Annotated in this window: 11 protein-coding genes; 7 read left to right on the top strand and 4 right to left on the bottom strand. The window is 72.9% G+C overall.

Annotated elements, in window-relative coordinates; genetic code table 11:
- The 3 genes from VM95_RS08965 to VM95_RS08955 form a co-directional block, all read right to left on the bottom strand.
- The coding region (locus VM95_RS08965; RefSeq protein WP_045693783.1) for a TerD family protein at positions 1 to 549 on the bottom strand (549 nt) is incomplete at its 3' end.
- A gap of 140 nt (positions 550 to 689) precedes the next feature.
- On the bottom strand, positions 690 to 1,148 hold the full coding sequence (locus VM95_RS08960; RefSeq protein ID WP_045693781.1) for a peroxiredoxin: 459 nt from the start codon (positions 1,146 to 1,148) through the stop codon (positions 690 to 692).
- A gap of 295 nt (positions 1,149 to 1,443) precedes the next feature.
- Positions 1,444 to 1,881: a DUF3052 domain-containing protein gene (locus tag VM95_RS08955; protein WP_045693779.1), complete on the bottom strand. Its 438-nt coding sequence runs from the start codon at positions 1,879 to 1,881 to the stop codon at positions 1,444 to 1,446.
- Positions 1,882 to 2,397: 516 nt separating this feature from the next.
- Between VM95_RS08955 and aceE the strand changes: the two genes are divergently transcribed.
- On the top strand, positions 2,398 to 5,148 hold the full coding sequence (gene aceE / locus VM95_RS08950) for a pyruvate dehydrogenase (acetyl-transferring), homodimeric type (RefSeq protein ID WP_045693776.1): 2,751 nt from the start codon (positions 2,398 to 2,400) through the stop codon (positions 5,146 to 5,148).
- 68 nt (positions 5,149 to 5,216) lie between these two features.
- On the opposite strand, the gene VM95_RS08945 is transcribed toward aceE, so the two are convergent.
- Entirely contained in the window at positions 5,217 to 6,821 is a 1,605-nt protein-coding gene (locus VM95_RS08945) for an MFS transporter (RefSeq protein WP_045693774.1), read from the bottom strand.
- 221 nt (positions 6,822 to 7,042) lie between these two features.
- Between VM95_RS08945 and VM95_RS08940 the strand changes: the two genes are divergently transcribed.
- From VM95_RS08940 to VM95_RS08915, 6 genes are all read left to right on the top strand, one after another.
- Positions 7,043 to 7,720, top strand: coding sequence for a TetR/AcrR family transcriptional regulator (locus tag VM95_RS08940; protein ID WP_045693772.1), 678 nt, complete (start codon positions 7,043 to 7,045; stop codon positions 7,718 to 7,720).
- Between the two features lie 145 nt (positions 7,721 to 7,865).
- On the top strand, positions 7,866 to 9,173 hold the full coding sequence (locus tag VM95_RS08935; RefSeq protein WP_045693770.1) for a sensor histidine kinase: 1,308 nt from the start codon (positions 7,866 to 7,868) through the stop codon (positions 9,171 to 9,173).
- 21 nt (positions 9,174 to 9,194) lie between these two features.
- Positions 9,195 to 9,869: a response regulator gene (locus VM95_RS08930; RefSeq protein ID WP_045693767.1), complete on the top strand. Its 675-nt coding sequence runs from the start codon at positions 9,195 to 9,197 to the stop codon at positions 9,867 to 9,869.
- A 118-nt stretch (positions 9,870 to 9,987) separates the two neighbouring features.
- Positions 9,988 to 11,115 carry an alpha/beta hydrolase gene (locus VM95_RS08925; RefSeq protein WP_045693765.1) on the top strand — a complete coding sequence of 376 codons (1,128 nt, stop codon included), beginning with the start codon at positions 9,988 to 9,990 and terminating at the stop codon, positions 11,113 to 11,115.
- A gap of 29 nt (positions 11,116 to 11,144) precedes the next feature.
- Complete coding sequence (locus VM95_RS08920; protein ID WP_045693764.1) at positions 11,145 to 12,383, top strand: acyltransferase family protein; 1,239 nt, start codon at positions 11,145 to 11,147, stop codon at positions 12,381 to 12,383.
- A 158-nt stretch (positions 12,384 to 12,541) separates the two neighbouring features.
- Entirely contained in the window at positions 12,542 to 12,901 is a 360-nt protein-coding gene (locus VM95_RS08915) for an MmcQ/YjbR family DNA-binding protein (RefSeq protein WP_045693762.1), read from the top strand.
- Positions 12,902 to 12,923 lie beyond the last annotated feature (22 nt).

Here is a 12,923-nt window from a genome sequence, read left to right as displayed (position 1 = left end):
GATGCCGCGCAGGCCGGAGGCGTAGCCCTGGCCGATGGCGCGGAACTTCCACTCGGCGCCGTTGCGGTACAGCTCGCCGAAGACCATCGCGGTCTCGGTCGAGGCGTCCTCGGAGAGGTCGTAGCGCGCCAGCTCCACGTTGTTCGCCTGGTTCACCACCCGGATGAAGGCGTTGCGCACCTGGCCGAAGCTCTGGCCGCGGCCCTCGGCGTCGTAGATCGACACCGGGAAGACGATCTTCTGCACGTCCGCGGGGACGCCGGCCAGGTTGACCTTGATCGCCTCGTCGTCGCCCTCGCCCTCGCCGGTGCGGTTGTCACCGGTGTGCTCGACGGAGCCGTCCGGGCTCTTCAGGTTGTTGAAGAACACGAAGTTGCCGTCCGAGGCGACCTTGCCCTGCTCGTTGCAGAGCAGCGCGCTGGCGTCCAGGTCGAAGTCCGTCCCGGTGGTGGTCCGGACGTCCCAGCCCAGGCCGACCACGACGGCCTGGAGGCCGGGGGCCTCCTTCGTGAGCGAGACGTTGCCGCCCTTGCTGAGGCTGACTCCCACTTGCCCTCCAAGAATCGGGAGGCACGGCTGGTGCCCCCGGCGGTGCGGTGCGGGGCGTCGGCGCCCGAAATCGGACGTACGCCCCATCCGCCAACGGCCCGAGCGTAGTGCGCGGTTCCCGTGCGCACCCGCGAACGGCCTCAGAGACCCGCCAGGACCTTCAGGTACTCCTGCTCGTCCCGGGCGTCCGGGAGGCCGTTGACGACGCTCCAGCGGACCGTGCCGGCCCGGTCGATCACGAAGGTGCCGCGCAGCGGGCAGCCGCGCTCCTCGTCGAGCACGCCGTAGGCACGGGCGGTCGCGCCGTGCGGCCAGAAGTCGGCGAGCAGCGGGAAGTCCAGGCCCTCGCGGTCGGCGAACACGCGCTGGGAGAACGGCGAGTCGCAGGAGACGCCGAGCACCTGGACGTCGTCGTTCTGCAGCCCGTCCAGCTCCCGCTGGAGGGCGCCCAGCTCGCCGGTGCACACGCCGGTGAAGGCGAACGGGTAGAAGACCAGGACGACGTGCTTGGCGCCGCGGAAGTCGGCGAGCCGGACGGTCTGCCCGTGCTGGTCGGAGAGCTCGAAGTCCGGAGCCTGGGTGCCGACCTCGATGGCCATGAGCGGGACCTTTCTGACGGGACCGGGCCGCGCGAGGGGCGCGGCGGGCCCCATCCTCGCATTCGCTCGCGCACGTTCGGCCGAACGGATGACGCGGCCGCCCGGGCGGCCGCTCGCCGTTCGCCCTGGGCGAACACGCCGGAACTGGCCGGAAGCTGCCGAAAGCGCTGGAAAGCGGACGAAGCCGGACCGCGGCGGCCCGGCCGGGCGGGGAGCCGGAACGGCCCGGAAACGGCACCGGGCCCCGCCCGGAGTCTCCTCCGGCGGGGCCCGGTGCGGGGCCACGGGGTCCGTGTCAGCGCTTGCCGGTCGCCTTGGTGGACTTGGTCGCGAGCCGGGTGGCCGCCCAGTCCTTCGCCACGGCGATCGAGCTGGTCTGCGAGAGGCCGGCGGTCTTGGCCGCGTCCGCGATGTCGGAGGCCTCGATGTGGCCGTCCCGGCCGGTCTTCGGCGTCAGCAGCCAGATCAGGCCGCCCTCGGCGAGGTACTCCAGCGCGTCGACGAGGGCGTCGGTGAGGTCCCCGTCGTCGTCGCGGTGCCACAGCAGGACGGCGTCGGCGACGTCGTCGTAGTCCTCGTCGACGAGATCCGTCCCGGTGATCTCCTCGATGCCCTCGCGGAGGTCCTGGTCAGTGTCGTCGTCGTACCCCAGCTCCTGGACGATCTGGCCCTCTGCGAAGGCGAGACGGGCTGCCGGGTTGGACTTGTCCGCGGGGTCCGCGGTCGCGCTCACGGGAATAACCTCCAGTATTCGGCTCGGCATCCATGCCGAGGCTGTGGCCGTAGTCCACACGGGACCGGCGGTTCGCGCAAGTACCCGACCCCCGATCCCCTCCAAAGGTTGACGTGTCGCGGGGGGACACGCCGGTCGACGTGTCGGGAATCACACCGATTTGCCCTTCTCTGCGTGGGACAAGGATGCTTCGGGTGGTCCCGGCCCACAGGCCGTACGCGTGCCCGAGATGCGAACGGCGTTCGGGTCCGCGCGTGCGCGGGCGTAGAGTCTCCTGTTGGCCCTCACCCCGGCCGCCCGCCATCGGGCGGACGGGAAACCAGGTCGGACCACCTCTGTTCGTAACACCCGGGGGTGTGCGGGGCGGGCGACGAAGCCCGGACCGCGCGCCGCCAGACCGACCCGCCCACCGGGCGAGACGGTTACCGATCGGTAGAGATGACGGATCTCCGAGCGCGGTAGCACGATGGAGGCGGCGCGACACACCTCAGTTTCGACCGACAGTGAAGGAACAGCGTGGCTTCCGGATCCGATCGCAACCCGATCATCATTGGCGGCCTTCCGAGTCAGGTCCCGGACTTCGATCCCGAGGAGACCGCGGAATGGCTGGAGTCGCTCGATGCGGCCATCGACGAGCGCGGGCGTGAGCGTGCCCGCTACCTGATGCTCCGCCTGATCGAGCGCGCCCGCGAGAAGCGTGTCGCCGTGCCCGAGATGCGCAGCACGGACTACGTCAACACCATCGCCACCAAGGACGAGCCGTTCTTCCCCGGCAACGAGGAGATCGAGCGCAAGATCCTCAACGCGACCCGCTGGAACGCGGCCGTGATGGTGTCCCGGGCGCAGCGCCCGGGCATCGGCGTGGGTGGCCACATCGCCACCTTCGCCTCCTCCGCGTCGCTGTACGACGTCGGCTTCAACTACTTCTTCCGCGGCAAGGACGCCGAGGGCGAGTCCGGCGACCAGATCTTCTTCCAGGGTCACGCCTCCCCCGGCATCTACGCCCGCGCCTTCCTGCTGGACCGACTCACCGAGCAGCAGCTCGACGCGTTCCGCCAGGAGAAGTCGAAGGCTCCGTACGGCCTGTCCAGCTACCCGCACCCGCGGCTGATGCCGGACTTCTGGGAGTTCCCGACCGTCTCGATGGGCCTCGGCCCGCTCGGCGCGATCTACCAGGCCCGGATGAACCGGTACCTGGAGCACCGCGGCATCAAGGACACCTCCGACTCGCACGTCTACGCCTTCCTCGGCGACGGCGAGATGGACGAGCCCGAGTCGCTCGGCCAGCTGTCGCTGGCGGCCCGCGAGGGCCTGGACAACCTGACCTTCGTGGTCAACTGCAACCTGCAGCGCCTGGACGGCCCGGTCCGCGGCAACGGCAAGATCATCCAGGAGCTGGAGTCCCAGTTCCGGGGCGCCGGCTGGAACGTGATCAAGCTGATCTGGGACCGCAGCTGGGACCCGCTGCTCGCGCAGGACCGCGACGGCGTCCTGGTGAACAAGATGAACACCACCCCGGACGGCCAGTTCCAGACCTACGCCACCGAGACCGGCGACTACATCCGCGAGCACTTCTTCGGCAGCGACCTGCGCCTGCGCGCCATGGTCGAGAACATGACCGACCAGCAGATCCAGCACCTGGGTCGCGGCGGCCACGACCACAAGAAGGTCTACGCGGCTTTCAAGGCGGCCCGCGAGCACAAGGGCCAGCCGACGGTCATCCTGGCCCAGACGGTCAAGGGCTGGACGCTCGGCCCCAACTTCGAGGGCCGCAACGCGACCCACCAGATGAAGAAGCTGACGGTCGAGGACCTGAAGCGCTTCCGCGACCGGCTGCACCTGCCGATCACCGACAAGCAGCTGGACGAGGGCTACCCGCCCTACTACCACCCGGGTCGCGACTCGGAGGAGATCCAGTACATGCACGACCGCCGGCGCGAGCTCGGCGGCTACGTGCCGACCCGCAAGGTGCGCCCGCGCAAGCTGGAGCTGCCCGGCGACGACGCGTACAAGGCGGTCAAGAAGGGCTCCGGCAACCAGACCATCGCCACCACCATGGCGTTCGTCCGGCTGCTCAAGGACCTCATGCGGGACAAGGGCATCGGCAACCGCTTCGTGCCGATCGCACCCGACGAGTACCGCACCTTCGGCATGGACTCGCTGTTCCCCTCGGCGAAGATCTACAACCCGATGGGCCAGACCTACGAGTCGGTCGACCGCGACCTGCTGCTGGCCTACAAGGAGTCGCCGAAGGGCCAGATGCTGCACGACGGCATCTCCGAGGCCGGCTGCACCGCCTCGCTGATCGCCGCCGGCTCGTCCTACGCCACGCACGGCGAGCCGCTGATCCCGGTGTACGTCTTCTACTCGATGTTCGGGTTCCAGCGCACCGGCGACCAGTTCTGGCAGATGGCCGACCAGCTGGCCCGCGGCTTCGTGCTCGGCGCCACCGCCGGCCGCACCACCCTGACCGGTGAGGGCCTGCAGCACGCGGACGGCCACTCGCACCTGCTGGCCTCGACCAACCCGGGCGTCGTCGCGTACGACCCCGCGTACGGCTTCGAGATCGCGCACATCGTCCAGGACGGTCTGCGCCGGATGTACGGCTCCAGCGCCGAGCACCCGAACGGCGAGGACGTCTTCTACTACCTCACCGTGTACAACGAGCCGATCAAGATGCCGGCCGAGCCCGAGAACGTGGACGTCGAGGGCATCCTCAAGGGTCTGCACAAGTACGCGCCGGCCACGGCCGGCCAGATCCCGGCCCAGATCCTCGCCTCCGGCGTGGCGGTGCCGTGGGCCCTGGAGGCCCAGCGCATCCTCGCCGAGGAGTGGAACGTCAAGGCCGACGTCTGGTCCGCGACCTCCTGGAACGAGCTGCGCCGCGAGGCGGTGGAGGCCGAGGAGTTCAACCTGCTGCACCCCGAGGAGCAGCAGCGCGTGCCGTACGTCACCACCAAGCTGCAGGGCTCCGAGGGCCCGTTCGTCGCGGTGTCCGACTGGATGCGCGCGGTGCCGGACCAGATCTCCCGCTGGGTGCCGGGCCAGTACCAGTCGCTGGGTGCGGACGGCTTCGGCTTCGCCGACACCCGCGGCGCGGCCCGTCGCTTCTTCCACATCGACGCGCAGTCGGTCGTGCTGGCGGTGCTCACCGAGCTCGCCAAGCAGGGCAAGATCGACCGTTCGGCGCTGAAGGACGCGATCGACCGCTACCAGCTGCTGGACGTGGCGGCGGCCGACCCGGGTGCCGCCGGCGGCGACGCCTGATCGGCCGGTAACGCCTGAAGGGCCGGACTCCCGTACGGGAGTCCGGCCCTTCGGTGTTCCTCAGGGCATCAGACGTGCACGGCCGGGCCCGCGTCGGTGCTGCCGCGGCGGGTCAGCAGGCCGAGCACGGCCGCGCCGAAGGCGACCACGGCGGCGATCGCGAAGGCGAGCGACATGCCGCTGACGAAGGACTCGTGCACGACGCCGGCCATCGTGTCCGCCGCCTGCTGCGAGGTGCCGGGCGGGGCCGGCGGGGCGATGCCGAGCTGGGCGGCCTGCTTGAGGCCCTCGGCCTGCTCGCCCTCGACCGGCGGCAGGCCGGCCGCGGCCCACTTCTCGGACAGCCGGTCGCCGACCCGGGCGGCCATCAGGGCGCCCAGGACGGCGGTGCCGAGGCTGCCGCCGACCTGCATGGCGGCCTGCTGCAGGCCGCCGGCCACGCCGGACAGCTCCAGCGGGGCGTTGCCGACGATCACCTCGGTGGCGCCGACCATGACCGGGCTGATGCCGAGGCCCAGCATGACGAACCAGAGCGCCATCACGCCGTTGCCGGAGCCGGTGTCCAGGGTGGACATGCCGTACATGGCGACGGTGGTGAGCAGCATGCCGGCGACGATCGGGATCCGCGGGCCGAACCTGCCGATCGCCAGGCCCGCCACCGGCGAACCGACGATCATCATGACGGTCATCGGCAGCAGGTGGACGCCGGCCTCGACCGGCGACATGCCGTGCACGTTCTGCAGGTAGAAGGTCACGAAGAAGAGCGCGCCGAAGAACGCGAAGGCCATCAGGACCATCAGCAGCGTGCCCGCCGACAGCGGCACCGAGCGGAACAGGCCGAGCGGGATCAGCGGCTCCTTCGCCCGGGTCTGCCAGAGCGCGAACAGCACCATCAGCACGGCCGCGCCGATCAGGCAGAGCAGCGTCCTGCCGTTGCCCCAGCCCCAGGTGGGCGCCTTGATGATGCCGAAGACCAGGGCGAACATCCCCGCCGAGAGCAGCGCGATGCCGGGCAGGTCGAAGGACTTGGCGGCCTTCTCGGCCCGGACGTCCAGCAGGATCCACAGGCCCAGGCCCAGCGCCAGCAGGCCGACCGGGACGTTGATGAAGAACACCGACTCCCAGTTGACGTGCTCGACCAGCAGGCCGCCGACGATCGGGCCGGCCGCGGTGGAGGCGCCGATGACGCCGCCCCAGATGCCGATCGCCATGTTCAGCCGCTCGGCCGGGAAGGCCCCGCGCAGCAGGCCGAGCGCGGCGGGCTGGAGCAGCGCGCCGAACAGTCCCTGGAGCACCCGGAAGACGATCACGGTCTGGATGTTGCCCGCGAAGCCGATCGCGGCCGAGGCGGCGGCGAAGCCGACCGCGCCGGTCAGGAAGGTCGTCTTGTGGCCGAAGCGGTCGCCGATCTTCCCGGCGGTGATCAGGAAGACCGCGAGGGCCAGCAGGTAGCCGCTGGTGACCCACTGGATCTCGGAGGGCGCGGCGTGCAGCTTCTCCTGGATCACCGGGTTGGCGATGGCGACGATCGTGCCGTCCAGCGCGACCATCATCACGCCGACGGCGACGGTCAACAGGGTGAGCCAGGGGTGCCCCTTGAGGCCTCCCCCGGCGGGTGGTGCGGACGGTGGCGGGGTGTCCGCCTCGGACTTCTTGGCGACGGACTGGCTCATCTCGGGCCCTCCAGGGGAGGCAGGGGCGGAACACGGGGGTGGCGCTGCGTCGGCCCACCCGTCCCCACGAGTGCCCGGCCGACGAGCGCCACTCCCGCAGATTATGTCAGCCACTGACATTCGGCAAACGCTGTCTTCTGACCTGCACTGACATTCGAACCGAGGGTTAAGGTGGTGCACCTCACCGACCCACCACCAGCGCTCCGGAAGAGGCCCCCGCCATGGCCGTTCACTCCCCCCGCCCCGCCGCCCGCGAGGACGTCGGCCGGACCCCCGGGCTCCGCGAGCGCAAGAAGCAGCAGACCCGCGACGCCCTCGTCCAGGCCGCCCACCTGCTCTTCCTCGGCCAGGGCTTCGCGCAGACCACCGTCGACGAGATCGCCTCCGCCGTCGACGTCTCCCAGCGCACCTTCTTCCGCTACTTCGCCAACAAGGACGAGGTCGCGCTCGCCGTCATGGCCGACGCCGAGAACTACTTCCTGGAGTGCCTGGAGCAGCGCCCCGCCGAGGAGACCCCGCTGGAGGCCCTGCGCGCCTCGATCATCAAGTCCTGGCGCGACCTCGGGAACGCCGAGACCTCCGGGCCCGGCTCGATCAGCAGAGCCCTCGAACTCCTGCGGATCATCGAGGACACGCCCGCGCTGCTCGCCGCCCACCTGCGCCGGGTCACCGAGCAGGAGCGGCGGGTCGTCCAGATCCTCGCCGAACGCGAAGGGCTCGACCCCGCCGAGGACCTGCGCCCGGTCGTCCTCGCCGCCGTCTTCGGCAGCCTGCTGCGCTCCGCCCACCTGTCCTGGACCGCCGGGCACCAGCCGGCCGGGCCCGAGGGCATGGTCTCCGTCATCGAGCGGTACCTCGACCACCTCGGCCCCGCGCTGGCCGGGCACTGGCAGCCGTGACCCGGCGCGCGGCGCGGGCGCCCGTACGGCGCCCGTAGCACCGGCGCGTCATACCCGGGTAGCACCCCCACCACCCCGGTAGCACCCGGAAGTTCGCGCTCCAGTCCGACGACCCGCGCGGGCCGGCCTCCTAGGCTGGCCCGCGATGAAGACGCCCACCGAAGCCGACGTCCGCGCGTACGCCCTGCGCCAACTGCGCACCCTGCGGCACCACCTGACCACCCCGAGCGGCGACCACACCCCGCTGCTCGGCACCTCCCGCCGAGGCTGGGTCCGGCGGCTGCCGTACGTCCTGGCCGCCCTCCTGCAGACCGGGCTGATCCCCAGCGGGATCGCCGCCCTGGTCAACTTCTACGGCCTGGACCTGCCCGTCGCCGCCGCGCTCACCATCGCCCAGACCACACCGCTGTTCCTCGCCATCACCCGACCGCTGGCCGCCTGGTGGATCAGCGCCGCCACCCTGGTCGTCACCGCCGGCATCACCGCCCGCCACCACCACTTCCACGGCAGCTGGCCGTGGACGGCGCCGATGATCATCGCGTACGTCGTCCTGCTGCTCGCCCTCGCCCTGCGCGAGAGCCGGGCCACCCTGGTCGCGGCCTGGGTCGCCACCGTCCTGCTCACCGCCCTCACCACCACCCTCGGCCTGCCCCGCTCCGGCGACGCCACCACCGTCCTGCTGATCGCGCTCAGCGGTGCCGTGCTGCTGCTCGGCTGGGCCGTCCGGGACCGCGCCGAGGCCCGCCGGCTGCTCACCGAGCAGGAGCACATCAGCGAGGCCGAACGCGAACGCCGCACCCTGCTGGAGGAACGCGCCCGGATCGCCCGGGAGTTGCACGACGTGGTGGCCCACCACATGTCGGTCATCGCGGTGCAGGCCGCCAGCGCGCCCTACCGGATCGCGGACGTCCCGCCCGAGGCCGCCGAGGAGTTCGGCACCATCGCCGGCACCGCCCGCGAGTCCCTGGCCGAGATGCGCCGGCTGCTCGGCGTGCTGCGCAGCGAGGACTCCGCCGCCGAGAAGGCCCCGCAGCCCGGCATCCCCCGACTCGCCCAACTCGTCGAGACGGTGCGGCGGGCCGGGGTGCCCGCCGAACTCACCCTCCCCGCCGAACTGCCCCGGCCGGTGCCGCCCGCCGTCGACCTGTCCGCCTACCGGATCGTGCAGGAGGCACTGGCCAACGTGGTGCGGCACGCGCCCGGCGCGCGGACCTGGGTCTCGCTCGCCGTCGACGGCCCCGCGCTGCTGGTCACCGTCGTCAACGCGCCCCCGCCGCAGCGCACCGAGTCGCTGGAGGCCGCGGTCGAGGGCACCGGTCACGGCCTGGCCGGAATGCGCGAACGCGTCCGGCTGGTCGATGGCAGGCTGGACACCGGCCCGCTGCCGGACGGCGGCTTCAAGGTCGCCGCCGTCCTGCCGCTCGACCCGCCCGACCAGCCCGACCAGCCCTGACACCCTCCGGGAGACACCCGCATGACCATCCGCGTGATCATCGTCGACGACCAGGCCATGGTGCGGGCCGGCTTCGCCGCCCTGCTCAGCGCCCAGAGCGACATCGACGTGGTGGGGGACGCGGCGGACGGCTCCGAGGCCCTGGAGGTGACCGGCCGCACCCACCCCGACGTGGTGCTGATGGACGTCCGGATGCCCGTCATGGACGGCCTGGAGGCCGCCCGGCGGCTCCTCGACCCCGCGACGCCCGGCGCGCACCGCCCCAAGGTGCTGATGCTGACCACCTTCGACGTGGACGACTACGTGTACGAGGCGCTGCGCGCCGGGGCCAGCGGCTTCCTCCTCAAGGACGCCCCGCCCGCCGACCTGATCGCCGCCGTCCGGGTGGTCGCCGCCGGCGAGGCCCTGCTCGCCCCCTCGGTCACCCGCCGGCTGATCGAGGACTTCGCCCGCACCCGGCCCGCCAGGCGGCGCGACCCCAAGGTCCGGCTCAACGGCCTGACCCCGCGCGAGACCGAGGTGCTGGAGCTGATCGCCCGCGGCCTGTCCAACCAGGAGATCGCGGCGCAGCTGGTGCTCGCCGAACAGACCGTCAAGACCCACATCGGGCGCATCCTCGCCAAGCTCGACCTGCGCGACCGGGCCCAGGCGGTGGTGCTGGCCTACGAGTCCGGCCTGGTGACGCCCGGCCAATAGCTGGGCCTGATACCCCGGTAGCACTCCAGAGTTGGCCCCGCGGACCGATGCCCGCGGGGCCGTCGCGTTCCTACCTTCCTCCCCGTCGCAAGCCGAACGGACCAGGGAGAGCAGGAACATGGGCAAGCTTCGAGGCGCACCGGCGTTCGCCGCCGCGCTGGCACTGGCCGCGGTGCTCGGTGCGGGCGGCTGGGCCGCCGACACCCAGACCGCCGTCACCGGCCCGCCCCCGGGCGCCGCCGACTTCACCGCCGACGCCGCCCAGGGCCCGCGCCCGCCGGACCCGGCCACCGCCGCGCCCGCCGAAGTCGCCGCCTTCTTCGCCGCGTTGACCCCCGCCCAGCAGGACGCGCTGGCCCTCCGGCACCCCCTGACGGTCGGCAACCTGGACGGCGCCCCGATCCGCCTGCGCTACCGGGCCAACGCCCTGGCCCTCGTCGCCGAACGCACCCGCGAACTCGCCCGCGCCACCGACCCCGCCCTCACCCCGCAGGACCACGAGGCCGCCCGCACCCGCGCCGAGCGCTACCGCACCCTGCTGGACGGCCACCGGCAGATCCTCGCCTTCGACCCGCGCGGCCGCGGCCAGGTCGCCGAGGTGTACGGCGAACTCGCCGACGCCGCACGGATCTCCGTGATCGTCCCCGGCTCGGACATCGACCTGCTCGACTTCGACCGCGCCGAGGACCCGTACGGCACCCCCGCCGGCATGGCCCGCGCCCTGTACGAGGCCACCGGCCACCGCACCGCCGTGATCGCCTGGGCCGGCTACACCACCCCGGTCGGCCTCGGCCCGGACGCCGCCACCGAACGGCTCGCCGCCGCCGGTGCCCCCCGCCTCACCCGCCTGCTCGACGGGCTCGCCGCCACCGCCCGCCCGCAGAGCCCCGCGACCGTCTTCTGCCACAGCTACGGCTCGGTGGTCTGCGGCCTGGCCCGCCCGACCCCGGCCGAGGCCTCCGGCGTGGTGGTGCTCGGCTCGCCCGGCATGGGCGTCGACTCCGCCGCCGACCTCGACCCGGGCGTGCCGCTCTGGGCCACCGAGCGCAACGGCTCCGACTGGATCGGCGACGTCCCGAACGTGCGGCTGTTCGGCCTCGGCCACGGCGCCGACCCGACCGACCCCGGCTTCGGCGCCCACCCGCTGCCCGCCACCGGATCCCACGGCCACACCGGCTACTTCGCCCCCGGCACCGCCTCCCTCGCCGCCTACGCCGCCCTCGCCCTCGGTCCCGGCCGGGCCTGAACGCCGATCCCCGACAAGGAGCACCCACCATGGCCCTCGCCGCCACGCCCCTCGCCACCCTGCGCCGCGCCGCCCGGCAGGTCGACGCCCGCACCCCCGCCACCCGCGACCGCGCCCTGGACGGCCTGCGCGCCCTCGCCCTGCTCGCGGTGCCGATCGGGCACTGGCTGCTCGGCGGCTTCACCCGCTCCCCGGACGGCGCCCTGCACAACGCCAGCCCGCTCTCCACGCTCGGCTTCTTCGCCCCGCTCAGCTGGGGGCTGCAGTTGCTCGGGGTGTTCTTCCTGGTCGGCGGCCACTCCTCGGTCCGTTCGCTGGAGCGGGCCCGCGGCAGGGGCCTGACGTACCGGAGTTGGCTGTGGGCGCGGTCCGTCCGGCTGCTGCGCCCGGTGCTCGGGGTGGCGGCCGTGTGGGCGCTGCTGCTGCCGCTGCTGCCCGCGCTCGGCGTGCCCGGGGACACCGTGCACACCGGCGCCACGCTGGTGGTGCAGCCGCTCTGGTACATCGCGGTCTACCTGGGGCTGACGGCGCTCACCCCGCTGTGCGCGGCCTTCGGCCGGCGGTTCGGCGGCTGGTCGGCGGCCCTCCTGATGGCCGTCGTCGCGGCCGTCGACCTGCTGCGGTACGGCCCGTGGGCCGCGGCGGTGCCGTCCTGGGTCGGGCTGCTGAACATCCTGCCGGGCTGGCTGTTCGGCTACCAGCTGGGCGTGCTGTGGGCGCGGGGCGGGCTCGGCCGGCGGGCGGCCCGGGTGCTGCTGCTGGGCGGCGGCGCGCTGTTCGCGGTGCTGCTGGTGGTGTTCCACTACCCGGCGAGCATGGTCGGGGTGCCCGGGGTCGAGCGCACCAACTCGCACCCGCCGTCCCTGCTGGTGCTCGCGCTCGCCGCCGTCCAGTGCGGCGCGGCGGTCCTGCTGCGGGAGCGGCTGGGGCGGCTGCTGACGGGCCGTCCGCTGCTGTGGCTGCCGGTGGTGGCGGTGAACCTGTCCGCGATGACGATCTTCTGCTGGCACCAGAGCGCGATGCTCGCGGTGGCGGTGCCCGGCGCGGCCGGCCCGGGCGCCGTCCTGGGCCTCACCACGGCGCCGGACTCGCTCGGCTGGGTGGCCGCCCGGCTGGCGCTGCTGCCGCTGTTCGGGGCCGTCCTGGTGGCGATCGGGTGGTTCGCCCGGCGCTTCGACGGGCCGTGGACGGCCTTCTCCCGGGGCGGCAAGGCCCTGGCCGGGGCCGCGGCGGCGCTCTTCGCGGCGTACGCGCTGGGTGTGGTGTGACGGGCGCCGGAGCGCGGGGCGGAAACGGGAGCGCGGGGCGACCGACAACGCGCCCCCGGCCGCTCCCGGACGACGGCGACCACCCCACGGCCACCCCCGGTGCGCGCCGGGGAGGCGCCCGGGGGCGCGTTGTCGGCGCCGTGCCCTAACCTGCCGTCATGGTGACGTTCGACGAGTTCCGCGCGCTGGCGCTGGCCATGCCGGAGGCCGCCCAGGAGCCGACCTGGGAGATCGAGACCCTGCGGGTCCGCCACAAGATCTTCGCGATGGGCGCGCCCGAGGGCGACAGCGTCACGGTCAAGGCCACCCCCGCCGACCAGGCCGAACTGCTCGCCGCCGAGCCCGAGGTGTTCTCCTCCGCCCGGTACGTCGGCCGGCACGGCTGGGTCAGCGTCCGACTGGACCTGGTCGACCCGGAGGAGCTGCGGGACCTCGTCACCGAGGCCTGGCGGCTCACCGCGCCCAAGCGCATGGTGCGGGAGTTCGACGCGGCGGCGGACGCGCGGACGAACCACTGAGAGACGCCGGGGCGACACCCCC

Source organism: Streptomyces rubellomurinus (genome assembly GCF_000961885.1).
Classification (GTDB): domain Bacteria; phylum Actinomycetota; class Actinomycetes; order Streptomycetales; family Streptomycetaceae; genus Kitasatospora; species Kitasatospora rubellomurina.
The sequence above is the reverse complement of the archived record's forward strand: the minus strand, read 5'-3'. Positions and strand labels throughout refer to the sequence as shown.